13 protein-coding genes are annotated in these 14,859 nt (G+C 72.2%); 3 read left to right on the top strand and 10 right to left on the bottom strand.

The window, feature by feature from the left end; all coding sequences use genetic code 11:
* Positions 1–60: 60 nt before the first annotated feature.
* The 7 genes from JYA75_RS17475 to infC form a co-directional block, all read right to left on the bottom strand.
* On the bottom strand, positions 61–447 hold the full coding sequence (locus JYA75_RS17475) for a hypothetical protein (RefSeq protein WP_043799634.1): 387 nt from the start codon (positions 445–447) through the stop codon (positions 61–63).
* Between the two features lie 28 nt (positions 448–475).
* The gene (pheT, locus tag JYA75_RS17470; RefSeq protein WP_050035296.1) at positions 476–2,965 is read right to left on the bottom strand and encodes a phenylalanine--tRNA ligase subunit beta; all 2,490 of its coding nucleotides are present in this window, start codon (positions 2,963–2,965) and stop codon (positions 476–478) included.
* Between the two features lie 53 nt (positions 2,966–3,018).
* Positions 3,019–4,089: a phenylalanine--tRNA ligase subunit alpha gene (gene pheS, locus JYA75_RS17465; protein WP_006936501.1), complete on the bottom strand. Its 1,071-nt coding sequence runs from the start codon at positions 4,087–4,089 to the stop codon at positions 3,019–3,021.
* Between the two features lie 108 nt (positions 4,090–4,197).
* Positions 4,198–5,010: an RNA methyltransferase gene (locus tag JYA75_RS17460; RefSeq protein WP_043799626.1), complete on the bottom strand. Its 813-nt coding sequence runs from the start codon at positions 5,008–5,010 to the stop codon at positions 4,198–4,200.
* Positions 5,011–5,066: 56 nt separating this feature from the next.
* On the bottom strand, positions 5,067–5,453 hold the full coding sequence (gene rplT / locus JYA75_RS17455) for a 50S ribosomal protein L20 (RefSeq protein ID WP_003937964.1): 387 nt from the start codon (positions 5,451–5,453) through the stop codon (positions 5,067–5,069).
* 64 nt (positions 5,454–5,517) lie between these two features.
* Entirely contained in the window at positions 5,518–5,712 is a 195-nt protein-coding gene (gene rpmI, locus JYA75_RS17450; RefSeq protein ID WP_006936506.1) for a 50S ribosomal protein L35, read from the bottom strand.
* 89 nt (positions 5,713–5,801) lie between these two features.
* Positions 5,802–6,461: a translation initiation factor IF-3 gene (gene infC / locus JYA75_RS17445; RefSeq protein WP_029543898.1), complete on the bottom strand. Its 660-nt coding sequence runs from the start codon at positions 6,459–6,461 to the stop codon at positions 5,802–5,804.
* 357 nt (positions 6,462–6,818) lie between these two features.
* On the opposite strand from infC, the gene JYA75_RS17440 reads away from it, so the two are divergent.
* Entirely contained in the window at positions 6,819–7,172 is a 354-nt protein-coding gene (locus JYA75_RS17440; protein WP_006936509.1) for a DUF1844 domain-containing protein, read from the top strand.
* Between the two features lie 22 nt (positions 7,173–7,194).
* Here JYA75_RS17440 and JYA75_RS17435 read toward each other — a convergent pair whose 3' ends face one another.
* Positions 7,195–9,006 (bottom strand): pyruvate kinase, encoded by a 1,812-nt coding sequence (locus JYA75_RS17435; protein ID WP_203329227.1) that lies wholly within the window; start codon positions 9,004–9,006, stop codon positions 7,195–7,197.
* Positions 9,007–9,123: 117 nt separating this feature from the next.
* Between JYA75_RS17435 and JYA75_RS17430 the strand changes: the two genes are divergently transcribed.
* A complete protein-coding gene (locus JYA75_RS17430) occupies positions 9,124–9,840 on the top strand; it encodes an alpha/beta hydrolase (protein ID WP_006936513.1) in 717 nt (238 codons plus the stop codon).
* Between the two features lie 12 nt (positions 9,841–9,852).
* Here the strand turns inward: JYA75_RS17430 and JYA75_RS17425 are convergent, their stop codons facing one another.
* A complete protein-coding gene (locus tag JYA75_RS17425) occupies positions 9,853–10,941 on the bottom strand; it encodes a lipase family protein (RefSeq protein WP_044475966.1) in 1,089 nt (362 codons plus the stop codon).
* Positions 10,942–11,041: 100 nt separating this feature from the next.
* Positions 11,042–13,975, bottom strand: coding sequence for an excinuclease ABC subunit UvrA (gene uvrA / locus JYA75_RS17420; RefSeq protein ID WP_006936517.1), 2,934 nt, complete (start codon positions 13,973–13,975; stop codon positions 11,042–11,044).
* Between the two features lie 173 nt (positions 13,976–14,148).
* On the opposite strand from uvrA, the gene JYA75_RS17415 reads away from it, so the two are divergent.
* Positions 14,149–14,838: an MBL fold metallo-hydrolase gene (locus JYA75_RS17415; RefSeq protein ID WP_006936519.1), complete on the top strand. Its 690-nt coding sequence runs from the start codon at positions 14,149–14,151 to the stop codon at positions 14,836–14,838.
* Positions 14,839–14,859: the final 21 nt, after the last annotated feature.

Raw genomic sequence — 14,859 nt, 5'->3', positions numbered from 1 at the left:
ACGATTGATTATGCATCATCATGCAACTTCATTCATACGGGTGGGTCGGACCGGACCGGCTCACCCCTCGGCCAGCGAACGGCGGATCTCGGTCAGCTTGTCGGCGGCGGCCCGTCGGCGCTCGTCGAACTGTTCCTCGAGCGTGCGCCCCGCCGCGCTCTCGCGGGCGAGTTCCTCCGCACCGATCGCCGTGCCTGCGCGGCGTTCGATCTTCTCACGCACCGAGTCGAACGTGGGCACTCCGGCCGAGGTGTAACCGGCGGCCGCCCCCTCGGCGGGTGTCACGTCCGGCCCGACCGGGGACGGCGGGACGTCCGGCACCGACGGCGAGCCCGGTTCCGCCGGTGTCACGTCCGGGACCGACGGAGAACCGGGCTCGGCCGGGGGGACGTCGGGCACGGGCGTGTCCGGAGCGTCGGGGTCGGGGGACGACGGATCCGTGGTCATGCTCCCAGGCTACGTCCGCAGGCCCGGGTCAGTGCCGCAGTTCGGCACCGACGGCGGCGGACGCCGACGCGACGGCGGCGGCGCGGGCGGCGCTGGCCTCGTCCTCCGTGAGCGTGCGGTCTGCCGCCCGGAACCGCAGCGCGAAGGCGAGCGACTTGCGGCCCTCCCCGACCTGCGCCCCCTCGAACACGTCGAACAGGCGAATGTCCTCGAGCAGCTCGCCGCCACCCGCGCGCAGCGCTTCCTCGACGTCGGCGGCCGGGACCTCCTTGGCCACGACGACGGCGACGTCCTGCAGGACGGCGGGGAACGGGGAGACCTTGGGCGCCGGCAGCGACTCCATGATCGGCAGCGCGTCGAGGTCCAGTTCGAACGCGCACGTGCGGGCGGGCAGGCCGCCGCGCTCGAGCACCGCCGGGTGCAGCTCGCCGGCATGGCCGACGACGACACCGTCGACGAGCAGCTCGGCGCAGCGGCCCGGATGCCAGGGCAGGTACTGCGCCGCGCGGCGCTGCAGCCGCACACCGGCGGCGGCCGCGACGGTCTCCGCCGCGGCGAACGCGTCGGTCGCGTCCGCGGGCCGGCCCGGGCCCCACGGCCCGGCGGGCTCCCGCAGGCCGCACAGCACCGCCCCGACATGGACGGGCTGCGCGGGCAGCGATCCTTCGAGCAGCGCGATCTGCTCGTCGGTGGGACGCCGGTCCACCGGCAGCGGCGGCACGGGCCGGGTGCCGGGTCCGGGCAGGACGACCTGCGCGATCGCATAGAGCGACAGGTCGCGCTGGCCACGGGAGACGTTGCGGGCGAGCACCTCGAGCAGGCCGGGCAGCAGCGTCGTCGCCAGCTCGGGGCGGTCGGCCTCGAGCGGGTTGAGAACCTTGGTGGTGGTGCGGCGCGGGTCGTCGGAGTCGAGACCCCACGTGTCGAACACGTGCGCCGGCAGGAAGACGGGGGCGAGGACCTCGACGTGGCCGTCGGCGGCCAGGGCGCGGCCCACGGCGCGGCGGCGCTTCTGGCTCGGGGTCAGTCCGCGTCCGGCGGGGGCGGCGGGGAGCACGGACGGGATCTGCTCGAGTCCCTCGAGCCGCAGCACCTCCTCCACCAGGTCGGCCGGCTGGCGCAGGTCGGGTCGCCACGTGGGCGGCGTGACCACCAGCTGGCCGTGCCCGTCCGGGCCGACGCCGACCTCGACGCCACATCCGATCTGGGTGAGCCGGCGGGCGGCGGTGCCGGTCGGGTAGGAGACCCCGGCCATGCGGTCGGGCAGGTCGATGTCCATGCGGATCGAGACCGGCTCGACGGGGACCGAGATGTCGGTCAGGACCGGCTCGACGCGGCCACCGGCGATCTCCACGAGCAGCGACGCGGCCCGGTCCAGCGCCGGCAGCGCCACTTCGGGGTCGACGTTGCGCTCGAACCGCTTGCCCGCCTCGCTGACCAGCTTGTGGCGCCGCGCGCTCCGGAACACGGCCAGCGGATTCCAGGTGGCGGCCTCGAGGAGGACGTCGGTGGTGGTGCCGCTCACCTCGGTGGCGACGCCGCCCATGATCCCGGCCAGGGAGATCACGCCGGAGTCGTCGGTTATGACGACGTCCTCGGGGTCGAGGTCGCGTTCGATGCCGTCGAGGGTGGTCAGCTTCTCCCCCGCCTTCGCGCGCCGCACGACGAGCTCACCCTGGAGGGTGGCGGCGTCGAAGGCGTGCAGCGGCTGGCCGAGTTCGAGCAGCACGTAGTTGGTCACGTCGACGGCCGGGGAGATCGGGCGGATGCCGGACAGCAGCAGCCGCCGCTGCAGCCACCACGGGGACACGGCCTTGGGGTCGATGCCGGTGACCTTGCGGGCGGCGAAGCGGGTGGCGTCGGTCTCCGGCTCGAGCCGGATCGGGTAGGCCTGGCCGCCGTCGGCCGGATTGGGCACGACGTGCGCGGGGTCGGCGAACTCGAGGTCGAAGCCGCACGCGAGTTCGCGGGTCAGGCCCCGCAGCGAGAAGCAGTAGCCGCGGTCGGGGGTGATGTTCAGCTCGATGACGGTGTCGCCGAGGCCGAGCAGGTCGTTGGCGTCGGTACCCGGTTCGGCGGTGCCATCCTCGAGGACGAGGATGCCGGAGTGGTCCTTGCCGATGCCGAGCTCGGCGACGGAGCAGATCATCCCGTCGGAGACCCTGCCGTAGGTCTTGCGGGAGGCGATGGCGAAGCCGCCGGGCAGCACCGCGCCGGGCAGCGCGACGACCACGAGGTCGCCCTCGGTGAAGTTGCGGGCGCCGCACACGATGCCGCGCGGGGCGTCTTCGCCCACCTCGACCTGGCAGAAGCGGATGGGCTTCTTGAACTCGGTGAGCTCGGTGATCTCGAGGACGCGGCCGACGACGAGGGGGCCGTCGAGGCGCGCGAGGGTGTCGACCTCCTCCACCTCGAGTCCGACCCGGACGAATCCCGCATCGAGTTCCTCGGCGGTGACGTTCCACTCGGGGGTGGCCCGCTGCAGGATCTCGGTCAGCCAGGACTGCGCTACTCGCACTTGTGCTCAGCTCTTTCGGTCGGTTCGGTGGTCGGGTCTCGGGTCGGGCGGCGTCAGCCCTGCACGCCGAAGGGCATGGTGAATCGGACGTCGCCCTCGACGATGTCGCGCATGTCGGAGATGCCGTTGCGGAACTGCAGGGTGCGCTCGAGGCCCATCCCGAACGCGAAGCCGGTGTACTCGTCGGGGTCGATGCCGCTCGCGCGCAGCACGTTGGGGTTGACCATGCCGCAGCCGCCCCATTCGACCCAGCCGGCACCGCCCTTCTTGTTCGGGAACCACACGTCCACCTCGGCGGACGGCTCGGTGAACGGGAAGTAGTTCGGGCGCATCCGGGTTCGGGTCTCGGGTCCGAACAGGGCACGGGCGAACGCGTCCAGGGTGCCGCGCAGGTGGGCCATGGTCAGACCCTTGTCCACGGCCAGGCCCTCGATCTGCGAGAACACCGGGGTGTGGGTGGCGTCGAGCTCGTCGGTGCGGAAGGTGCGGCCGGGGCACACCACGTAGATCGGGATGTCGCGGTGCAGCATGGTGCGCACCTGCACCGGCGAGGTGTGGGTGCGCAGCACCTGCCGTGAGCCCTCCGGCGCGATGTGGAAGGTGTCCTGCATCGTGCGGGCGGGGTGGTCCGGCAGGAAGTTCAGCGCGTCGAAGTTGAAGTGCTCGGTTTCGACCTCGGGGCCCTCGGCCACCTCCCAGCCCATGCCGACGAACACGTCGGCGATCTGGTCGGAGATGATCGTGATCGGGTGCCGCGCGCCGGCGGGCCGGCGGTTGGCGGGCAGGGTGACGTCGATGGCCTCGGCGACGAGGACCGCGGCGTCGCGCTCGGCGAGGAGCTCGGTGCGGCGTTCGTCGAAGGCTGCGGTGACCGCGCCGCGGGCCGCGTTGACCCGCTTGCCGGCGTCGGCGCGCTGGTTGCCGGGCAGGCCGCCCAGGGCGCGCTTGGCGAGGGAGACGGGGGCCTTGTCGCCGAGGTGGTCGATCTTGGCCTGCGCGAGCGCGTCGAGGTCGGGGGCGGCGGCGAACGCGGCCAGCGCGGCCTGCGTGGACGCGGCGAGCGACTCCTCGCTCAGGGCGCTCGGATCGACTGCCGGCGGGGTGCCGCCCTCATTCTTGGCCACGACCGGTGCAACTCCTTCTTCGGGCGAACGGTGGGTGTGGTGCCACGTTCGGCGTCGAACGGATCGCGCCAGCGCAGCACCCAAATCCTAGGCGATGGCCGGGCCGCGCTAGGGCACGGCCCTGTCGGCGCGATGCTGCACGCGGGCGCTTGCGTACAGGCAGATCGACGCGGCGGTGGCAAGGTTCAACGATTCGGCGCGGCCGCGGATGGGGATGCGCACCCGGTGGTCGGCCCGCGCCGCGACCGCCGGGTCGAGGCCGTGGGCCTCGTTGCCGAACAGCCACGCCGTGGGGGCGGCGAGCAGCTCGTCGGCCTCGTCGAGATCGACCTCGCCGTCGGCGGCGGTGGCGAGCACCTGGAGTCCGGCGGCGGCGAGCGCGTCGAGGACGGTGCCGGTGTCGCGTTCACGGGCGAGCGGGAGGTGGAACACGCTGCCCGCGGAGGCGCGGACGCACTTGCCGTTGTGCGGGTCGACGCTGTCGCCGGCGAGGACCACCGCGTCGGCGCCGACCGCGTCGGCCACGCGGATGACGGTGCCGGCGTTGCCGGGCTCGGCGATCTCGACGGGCACGGCGAGCAGCCGCGGCGGCGGGGTCAGGGCCCGGGCGAGCGGCACGTCGAGCAGATCGCACACGGCGACGATGCCGGGCGGGGTGACGGTGTCCGACAGCCGGGCGGCCGCGCGCTCGGTGACGGTGGAGACCCGCACGTGTCGGCGCCGGGCGGCGCCGAGCAGATCGGGGTAGCGGGCGGCGGCGGCCTCGGTGACGAACACCTCGTGCACGACGGCGGTCGTGAGGGCCTCGCCGACGGAGTTCTCGCCCTCGGCGAGGAAACGGCCGGCCTTGCGGCGGTCGGAGGTGCGCAGGAGTTTGACAGCAGAAACGACCCGTGGGGTGCGCTCGGTGAGCGGGTCCACGGGTCGTTCCTGTGCTGGTCGGTCGTTCAGCGTCGTCTCGGCGTTCGGCGCTGCGCTCAGGCGGCGTCGGCCGGCGCGTTGACGTCGGCGGGCAGCGCGGCCTTGGCCACGGCGACCAGGCCGGCGAACGCCTCGGCGTCGGAGACGGCGAGCTCGGCGAGGATCTTGCGGTCCACCTCGACACCCGCGGCCTTCAGGCCCTGGATGAAGCGGTTGTAGGTGATGTCGTTGGCGCGGGCAGCGGCGTTGATGCGGCTGATCCACAGCTTGCGGAAGTCACCCTTGCGCGCGCGACGGTCGCGGTAGGCGTAGGTCAGCGAGTGGAGCTGCTGTTCCTTGGCCTTGCGGTACAGACGCGAGCGCTGCCCGCGGTAGCCCTTGGAAGCCTCGAGGATCGAACGGCGCTTCTTCTGGGCGTTGACGGCCCTCTTCACGCGTGCCACTGATATGTCCTGTCAATCTCGGGGGGCAGTCGATCGCCCCCGGGGGTCGGTCGGGGAAAGAAGCTCAGATGCCGAGCATGCGCTTGACGCGCGGGGCGTCGACGTCGGAGACGGCGGCCTTGCCGTCGAGGCGACGCGTCACCCGGGAGGACTTGTGCTCGAGCAGGTGGCGGCGGCCGGCCTTCTGGCGCAGGATCTTTCCGCTGCCGGACACCTTGAATCGCTTCGCGGTGCCGCTGTGGGTCTTCGACTTGGGCATGGAGTCCTCAGTTCGTCGGGAATTTACTCGTGTTCGTCCGGCTTGCGCGCAGCGGCCGGCGGGGCGGTGAGCCCAGTCGACCGGCGGAGCTACGCGGTGCCGTCGCCTGCCGCGGGCTTGTCCGCGGCAGGAGCCGGCCTGGCGACGGAGGCCTGGGCGGTCTCCTGCGCCTTGGCGCGGGTCTTGGCGCCCTTGTGCGGGGCCAGGACCATGGTCATGTTCCGACCGTCCTGCTTGGGGGCGGTCTCGATGAAGCCGAGATCGGCGACGTCGGCGCCGAGGCGCTGCAGCAGCCGGAACCCGAGCTCGGGGCGGGACTGCTCGCGGCCGCGGAACATGATCGTCACCTTGACCTTCGACCCCGCCTCGAGGAAGCGCACCACGTTGCGCTTCTTGGTCTCGTAGTCGTGGTCGTCGATCTTCGGCCGGAGCTTCTGCTCCTTGATCACGGTCAGCTGCTGGTTCTTGCGCGACTCGCGCGCCTTCTGGGCAGCCTCGTACTTGAACTTGCCGTAGTCCATGATCTTGCAGACCGGCGGACGGGCGTCAGGGGCCACCTCGACCAGATCGAGATCGGCTTCGAATGCCAGGCGGAGTGCATCTTCAACACGCACGATTCCGACCTGTTCCCCACCCGGTCCGACGAGTCGGACCTCGGGAACTCGGATGCGTTCGTTGATGCGGGTCTCAGCGCTGATGGGGCCTCCTAGGTAGAGCGGTGCGGTCCGGGTGACCGCGCCGCAGCACATGGGGCCGACTTCCGACGAAAAACCCCGCCGACGGTGCTTGCGCACCGGGCGGGGTCCGAATACCGACCGGCCCGACGGACCCCACGACGCGAAGGCCGTGCGCTCTCGCCCCCCGATCACTCGGGGTGCACGCTCCCCGGATACCCCGGTGGGCGGCGGACCGGACCACTGAGCGAAGGTCATGACCAGGTCATGTGCCGCGCAGAGGTGGGAGTCGGACTCCACTTTGCTGCCCACGCGCAGAGCACGCGGACGGTCGTGACTCACAGCCTAGCAAACTTCGGGCCGTCGATCGAATCGCCGGCCGCGGCCCGACCCGCCCCAGCGGCAGCGAGGCGCGGGTGGGATCGTGGACCCATGACCGACACCCCCGATCCGACCGTGGCCGGTGACGTCCGGCACCTGGGCGAGATCCCGGCCGTCGAGGTGATCAGCCGCGCCGCCGTGATGCTCATGAGTTCCGCCGCCGAGAAGCTCGGCCTGGCCGACGAGGATCCCGAGGCCGGCACCCACCGCGACCTGGACGAGGCGCGCCGGGTGATCACCGCCCTCGCCGGGCTGGTCACCGCGTCCGTGGAGTACCTCGGCCCGCACGCCGGGCCGCTGCGCGAGGGGCTGCAGGCGCTGCAGCGGGCCTTCCGGGAGGCGTCGGCCTACCCGGACGAGCCGGGCAAGGGCCCGGGCGAGAAGTACACCGGCCCGGTCTTCTGACCCGGCCTCGGCCACCCCGGTCTCAGCGCAGCGGCACGCCCGGCTCCTCCCAGGCCCGCAGGCGCCGCAGCAGCGAGTCCTTCTTGCGTTGGTGGTCGGCCATCCGGCCCAGCACGTCGTCGAGGAAGCGCACCGCGTGGTCGACGTACGGGCCCTTGTTGAGCATCACGCACTCGGCCCGGCCCGACGCCGCGGCGTCGGTGATCTCCGCGCGCGACGGCCGGCCGGTCCGGGCGAGGGTGTCGAGGACCTGCGTCGCCCAGATCACCGGGACGTGCGCCGCCTCGCACACCCACAGGATCTCCTCCTGCACCTCGGCCAGCCGGCCGTAACCGGCCTCGACGGCGAGGTCGCCGCGCGCGATCATCACGCCGACCCGCGGCGAGTGCAGGGCCGCGAACAGGATGGACGGCAGGTTCTCGAACCCCGCCACCGTCTCCACCTTGAGGATCACCCCGAGCCGCGCGCCGCCGAGTTCGGCGAGCCGGTCCTGCAGGCGCGCGACGTCGGCGGCACCGCGCACGAAGGACAGGCTGACCGCGTCCGCGTGCGCGACCACGAACGGCAACCGGTCCAGGTCCTCGTCGGTGAGCGCCGGCAGCCGCAGCTCGGTGTCGGGCAGGTTGATGCCCTTGGCCGTCCCCAGCCGGGAGCCGCGCAGATCCGCGTCGGTGATGCGGATCCGCAGCCGCCCCGGAGCGGCCTCCTCGACGATCCCCCCGATCCGGCCGTCGTCGAAGAAGATCCGGTGCCCGATCCGGGTGTCCTCGAACACCCGGGGCAGGGTGCAGCCGATGCGGGGCGGGTGGGCGTCGGGGTCGGCGGGCGTGAGGTCCGGATCCAGGATCAGCTCGTCGCCGACGTGCAGGGTGAGCCGCCGTTCGCGCGGCGGGAGGGCCGCGACGGCGGTGGCGTCGCCGTGCGCGGTCAGCCGGGTGCCGGGCACGAGGTAGGCGGTGTCGGTCAGCTCGGTGCGCACGTCACCGGCGGCGGTGCCGGTGACGACCAGCATGCGCTTGGAGCCGCGGGTGTCGCGGAAGGCGATGCGGTCGCCGGGTCGGCGCCGGGCCAGCCACAACTCGTCGGTGACGGGGACGACGACCTCGCCCGCGGCGGCCGCAGAGCCCGGGCGGGTGAGCCGCACCTGGACGGGTGCGACGGTGCGGCCGAGCGCGTCCCGTTCGGGTTTGGCGTGCACGACCGCGGGACCGGGCGCGACGGGGCCCGTGCGCAGCTTCGGGCCGGCGAGGTCCATGGTGACGGCGACGTGCCGGCCGTGGGCCCGTTCGGCGCGGCGCACGTGGTCGATCATGGCGGCCCACGCGTCCGGGCCGTCGTGCGCGCAGTTGATCCGGACGAGTTCGGCGCCGGCGCCGACGATCCGGTCGACGAGTTCGGCGTCGGTGGCCGCCTCGCTCGGCAGCGTCACCATGATGCGGGTCCGGCGGCCGCCGTGGACGGGACCGAGCAGTGCGGTGGCGTGGCGTTCGAGCAGGCGCTCGCCGGTGACGAAATCGACCGGACAGGGCCGGGCATCGATCTCGGGCAGGTCGGCGAGGCTGCCCACGGCCCGGCGCACCGCGTCGACGGAGGCCAGCACGTGGGCCTCGGCGCGCCCCAGGGACGAGAGCCCCCACGCGGCGAGGTCGGACTGCAGGTCGCGGATGTCCCGGCGCCGCAGGGCGACGTAGTGCGCCAGGTTCTCCGCGCCGGGCCGGTGAGCGGGGTGGGCCTGGGCCCAGCGCTCGTCGGCGTCCGCGGCGGCGACGAGCCCGTCCCGCAGCTCGTCGAGCGCGGCGGCGAGGGCCGCGAGGTCGCCGTGCGCACCGGTCATGCGCCCACCGTAGGGGCGCGGAGTTTCGCGAGGTTTGCGCCCGGTTGAACAATGTCGTTCCGGCAACGACCGTGTCGGTGACCCGCACCGTCGCCTGCATCCCCGAGGATGGGTGTCGTGGGCGCACACGTGATCCTCGTTCCCGGATTCTGGCTCGGCGCATGGGCATGGGAGGCCGTCGCCGAGGACCTGCGGGCGCGGGGGCACAGGGTCGACGCCCTGACTCTGCCCGGGCTCGGGTCCGTCCGGACCGACCGCTCCGGCATCACCCTCGACGACCACGTCGGTGCCGTCGTGGATGCGGTGGCGGGCGGTGCGATCGTCGTCGCGCACAGCGGCGCCGGCCCGGTCGCGTACGCGGCGTCGGACCGGGTCCCGACGGACGTGGCCCGCCTGGTGTACGTCGACTCCGGTCCGCTGCCGGATGCCGCTGCACTGCGACCGGATCTCGATGCCGCCGTGGCGGAGATCCCGCTACCGCCGTGGGCGGAGCTCGAAGCCGACGGCAACAGCCTGCACGGGCTCGACGACGCTGCGCTGCAGCGGTTCCGGGAGCGGGCGGTGCCGCATCCGGCCGGTCCGGCGCGGACTCCGCTCGCCCTGCACGACGACGCCCGCCTGAGGGTGCCGACCACCGTCGTGTGCAGCAGCTTCCCGTCCGGGGCAATCCCGCGGATGGCGCAGTCGGGGCATCCGGTGGCGTCCGAGCTCGGCCGGTTGACCGACGTGGAGTACGTCGACCTGCCGACCGGTCACTGGCCGATGTGGTCCCGTCCCGCCGATCTCGCGGCGGCGATCGATACGGCGACGATCGATACGGCGGGGCGCCGCTGACGCGGTCGCTCGCTACCGGCCCGCGGCGAACAGGTCCTCAACGAACGCTGTGACGTCGTCCAGGGACGCCCGCATCGTCTCCAGGTGGCCGACGGGATACGACCGGAACACGAACCGCTCCCCGGCCGCGGTCAGGTCGGCGACGAGCTTGAACGTGAACGGCGCCGGGGTGACGGTGTCCGTCAGGCCCTGGCCGAGGAACAGTGGACGGTCGTAGCCGCGGGTGGGGATCTCGAGCATGTCGCGGGCGGCCCGGACCAGGGCCGGATCGTCGGTGCGTCGCGCCAGCAGGTCGCCGATCGACAGATCCCCGACCTCGGCCGCCGCCTCCTGGTAGCACAGGTCCTCGAGCCGGGCGAGGACCTCGCGGCCCCGCGGGCTGAGGAAGCGGTCGACGTCGACGTCGGGGCGGGTCGCGCGCATCCCGGCCAGCAGGTAGGCGATGAACACGGTGGTGCCGGTCAGCGGCAGCGGCGGAAGGCGCGGGTCACCGAACGGCACGAGGTGCTCGATGTTCGACGGCACGCCCAGCGCGACGGCGCCGCGGTAGTCGAGCTCGGGTGCGTACCGGGTCGCGAGGGAGGCCGCGACCATCGCGGCTTGACCGCCCTGCGACTGGCCGAGTGCGACCCAGCGGGACCCGAGGGAGGGTTCCACCGCCCGCGCGGCGCGCACCATGTCGATCAGGGCGTGGGCCTCCGACGGCCCGTCGAGGTAGGCGTGGAGGCCGGGGGTGCCGAGACCGGGGTAGTCGGTGGCGACGACCGCGTATCCCTGGGCGAGCCAGTGCGCCAGGTATCCGTTGTCGATGCGGCCGTCGACGGTGGGGGCGCACCGGTCCGCGATTCCGACCGCGCCGTGTCCCCACGACACCACCGGCCAGCCGCCGGTGGGCGCGGCGCCCGACGGCACGAAGACCGCGCCGGTGCTCAGGGCCGGCACCCCGCGCGGTCCGGTGGTGCGGTAGGTGAGCACCGACGCGGCGGACGCACCCGGCAGCCACCACTGCCGCGGCAACGGATCGACCCGGACGACGGTGCCCGGCGGGTCCGCCTCGCTGCCTGCGGGCCGGGCCGCCGCAACCCCGGCCGTGAGCAGCATCGCCGTCACGAGCGCGGCGACGATCCCGCGGACACGACCACCGGAGAACGTCCGTGCCACCCCATCCCCCTTCGCGGTCCGCGGCGCGTCGGCGCCGAGGTCAGCTCGCGGCCGCCACCTTCCGCGGCGCGCGCTTGCGCGCCGGCTTGCGGGCGGGCGCGGGCTCCTGGGCGACGGACTCGGCGAGCGCCTCGCGCAGGAACGTGCCGGTGTAGCTGCCCTCGACCGCCGCGACGTCCTCGGGCGTGCCCTGCGCGACGACGGTGCCGCCGCCGGAGCCCCCTTCGGGGCCCATGTCGATGATCCAGTCCGCCGTCTTGATCACGTCGAGGTTGTGTTCGATCACGATCACCGTGTTGCCCTTGTCGACGAGCCCGTTGATCACGCCGAGCAGCTTGCGGATGTCCTCGAAGTGCAGACCGGTGGTCGGCTCGTCCAGCACGTACACGGTGCGGCCCGTCGACCGCTTCTGCAGCTCCGCGGCGAGCTTGACGCGCTGCGCCTCGCCTCCCGAAAGGGTCGGGGCCGGCTGGCCCAGGCGCACGTATCCGAGGCCGACGTCGACAAGGGTGCGCAGGTAGCGGTGGATCGAGGTGACCGGCTCGAAGAACTCGGCGGCCTCCTCGATGGGCATGTCCAGCACCTCGGCGATGGTCTTGCCCTTGTAGTGCACCTCGAGGGTCTCGCGGTTGTAGCGGGCCCCGTGGCACACCTCGCACGGCACGTACACGTCGGGCAGGAAGTTCATCTCGATCTTGAGCGTGCCGTCACCCGAGCAGGCCTCGCATCGGCCGCCCTTGACGTTGAACGAGAACCGGCCCGGCTGATAGCCGCGCACCTTCGCCTCGGTGGTCGCGGCGAACAGGGTGCGGATCTTGTCGAACACGCCCGTGTAGGTGGCCGGATTCGACCGCGGGGTACGGCCGATCGGCGACTGGTCCACCTGCACGAGCTTGTCGAGCTGGTCGAGCCCGTTGACGCGGGTGTGCCGGCCGGGCACCTGCCGCGCGCCGTTGAGCTTGTTGGCCATGACCGTCGCGAGAATGTCGTTGACCAGGGTCGACTTGCCGGATCCGGAGACACCGGTGATGGAGGTGAGCACGCCGAGCGGGAAGGCCACGTCGATGCCGCGCAGGTTGTTCTCGCGGGCGCCGACGACGGTGACCTGACGCTTGCGGTCCACCGGCCGGCGCTGCTCCGGCACCTCGATCCGCTGACGTCCGGACAGGTACGCGCCGGTGAGCGACTCGGTGCACTCGAGCAGTTCCTTGTAGGGGCCGGTGTGCACGACGCGACCGCCGTGCTCGCCGGCGTACGGCCCGATGTCGACGACCCAGTCCGATGCGCGGATGGTGTCCTCGTCGTGCTCGACGACGATCAGGGTGTTGCCGAGATCACGCAGCCGCGTGAGGGTTTCGATGAGCCGGCGGTTGTCGCGCTGGTGCAGGCCGATGGACGGCTCGTCCAGGACGTACAGGACACCGACCAGGCCCGAGCCGATCTGGGTGGCGAGGCGGATGCGCTGTGCCTCCCCGCCGGACAGGGTGCCGGCCGCGCGGGACAGGGTGAGGTATTCGAGTCCCACGTCGAGCAGGAACCCGAGACGCGCCTGGATCTCCTTGAGCACCTGCCCTGCGATGGCCTCCTCCCGCGCCCCGAGGGTCAGGGCGTTCAGGAACTCGGCGCACTCGGCGATGGACAGGTCGGAGACCTCGGCGATGGACTTGTGTCCGTGCTCGCCCGCGGCGATCGTCACCGCGAGGATCTCCGGACGCAGCCGCGCGCCCTCGCACGTGGGGCACGGGATCTCCCGCATGTACCCGTCGTAGCGTTCCTTCATCTGCTCGGACTCGGTCTGTTCGAGCCGGCGGTGCAGGAACGGCATCACGCCCTCGAACTCGGCGTAGTACGACCGTGTCCGGCCGTACCGGTTCTTGTAGCGGACGTGGACCTGTTCCGGGCTGCCCTCGAGGATGGCCTTGCGGGCCTTGGCCGGCAGCTTGTTCCACGGGGTGGACATCTCGAAGCCCATGATGTCGGCGAGCCCGGACAGCAGCCGGGTGAAGTACTCGGAGGTCTGCCCCATCGACCAGGGCGCGATCGCACCGTCCTCGAGGCTGAGTTCCGGGTCCGGCACGACGAGCTCCGGGTCGACCTCCTTGCGGATGCCGAGGCCGGTGCATTCGGGGCAGGCGCCGTACGGGGAGTTGAACGAGAAGGACCGGGGTTCGAGTTCGTCGATGGACAGGGGGTGCCCGTTCGGGCAGGCGAGCGTCTCGGAGAAGCGACGCTCGCGGTCGGCGGCGTTCTCGTCCCGGTCCACGAAGTCGAGGACGACGATGCCCTCCGCCAGGCGCAGTGCGGTCTCGATCGAATCGGTGAGCCGCTGCTTGGCGCTCGCCTTGACCGCGAGGCGGTCGACAACCACCTCGATGTCGTGTTTCTCCTGCTTCTTCAGCTTCGGCGGATCGGTGAGGGGATAGACCACTCCGTCGACCCGCACGCGGGCGTACCCCTGCACGGTCAGCTGCTCGAACAGGTCGACGAATTCCCCCTTGCGGGTGCGCACGACCGGGGCGAGCACCTGGAACCGGGTGCCCTGCTCCATGTCGAGGACCTGGTCGACGATCTGCTGCGGCGTCTGCCGGGCGATCTGCTCCCCGCACTGCGGGCAGTGCGCCGTGCCTGCGCGGGCGTAGAGCAGGCGCAGATAGTCGTAGACCTCGGTGATGGTGCCCACCGTCGAGCGCGGGTTCCGGTTGGTGGACTTCTGGTCGATGGACACCGCCGGCGACAGGCCCTCGATGAAGTCGACGTCGGGTTTGTCCATCTGGCCGAGGAACTGGCGCGCGTAGGCGGACAGCGACTCGACGTAACGGCGCTGCCCCTCGGCGAAGATCGTGTCGAACGCCAGGCTCGACTTGCCCGACCCGGACAGGCCGGTGAAGACGATCAGGCTGTCACGCGGCAGGTCCAGGTCGATCCCCCGCAGGTTGTGCTCCCGCGCGCCACGCACGATCAGGCGATCCGCCACGCCACGTCCCTCCTCGTCGGATCCCCTGGACGGTCGGATCCGGTCGCATCTCGATTCACCGACGTCACGTCGCGCAACTCGGCCCTGGACCATGGTAGGCGCGCCCACCGACACGTTCCGGTTCCCGACCGCCGCGCACGCGGGCGACGGGCCTCGGCGGTAACGTGCCTCACATGTCGCAGCAGCCCTTGGTCATCGACGACGACTACACCGGCGAGGTCACCCCCGGCGGTCCCGCGCAGCGCCGCACCGTGCCCGGCGCGACCATCGTCAAGCTGTCCGTCGGACCCATGGACAACAACACGTACCTGGTCACGGATTCCGCCACCGGCAGATCTGTGTTCCTCGATGCAGCGAACGAGCCGGAGTTGCTGACCCGGTTCCTCGCCGAGCACGCCCCGAAACTCGAGCTGATCGTCACGACCCACCAGCACTGGGACCACTGGCAGGGCCTCGAGGCGGTCGCGGCGTCGACCGGGGTTCCCACGGCGGCGCACCCGCTCGACGCCGAGCAGCTCCCGGTCACGCCCGATCGGTTGCTCATGGAAGGCGACACCGTCGCCGTCGGCGAGCTCGGTCTCGAGGTGATCCACCTGTCCGGGCACACCCCCGGCTCGATCGCGCTGGTCCTCACCGAGGCCGGCACCGGACGGCACCACATCTTCACCGGTGACTCCCTCTTCCCCGGCGGCCTGGGCAAGACCGCGGACGCCGAGAAGTTCACCTCGCTGTACGACGACGTCGACACCAAGCTCTTCGGCCGCTTCGGTGACGACACGGTGATCTACCCCGGCCACGGCAAGGACACCACCCTCGGCGCCGAGCGCCCGCACCTCGCGGAGTGGCGCGAGCGCGGCTGGTGACCGGGTGGGCTGCGGGAGGCC

Source organism: Rhodococcus sp. PSBB066 (genome assembly GCF_017068255.1).
GTDB lineage: Bacteria > Actinomycetota > Actinomycetes > Mycobacteriales > Mycobacteriaceae > Rhodococcus > Rhodococcus aetherivorans.
Note: the sequence above shows the minus strand (reverse complement) of the source record. Positions and strands in the feature narration are given on the sequence as shown.

What these genes read in the sequence shown, in the direction of transcription:
- JYA75_RS17475 (WP_043799634.1), bottom strand. Translation starts at nt 447, where the DNA reads ATGACCACGGATCCGTCGTCCCCCGACCCCGACGCTCCGGACACGCCC.
- rpmI (WP_006936506.1), bottom strand. Translation starts at nt 5,712, where the DNA reads ATGCCCAAGTCGAAGACCCACAGCGGCACCGCGAAGCGATTCAAGGTG.
- infC (WP_029543898.1), bottom strand. Translation starts at nt 6,461, where the DNA reads ATGTGCTGCGGCGCGGTCACCCGGACCGCACCGCTCTACCTAGGAGGC.
- JYA75_RS17440 (WP_006936509.1), top strand. Translation starts at nt 6,819, where the DNA reads ATGACCGACACCCCCGATCCGACCGTGGCCGGTGACGTCCGGCACCTG.
- JYA75_RS17435 (WP_203329227.1), bottom strand. Translation starts at nt 9,006, where the DNA reads ATGACCGGTGCGCACGGCGACCTCGCGGCCCTCGCCGCCGCGCTCGAC.
- JYA75_RS17425 (WP_044475966.1), bottom strand. Translation starts at nt 10,941, where the DNA reads ATGCTGCTCACGGCCGGGGTTGCGGCGGCCCGGCCCGCAGGCAGCGAG.
- JYA75_RS17415 (WP_006936519.1), top strand. Translation starts at nt 14,149, where the DNA reads ATGTCGCAGCAGCCCTTGGTCATCGACGACGACTACACCGGCGAGGTC.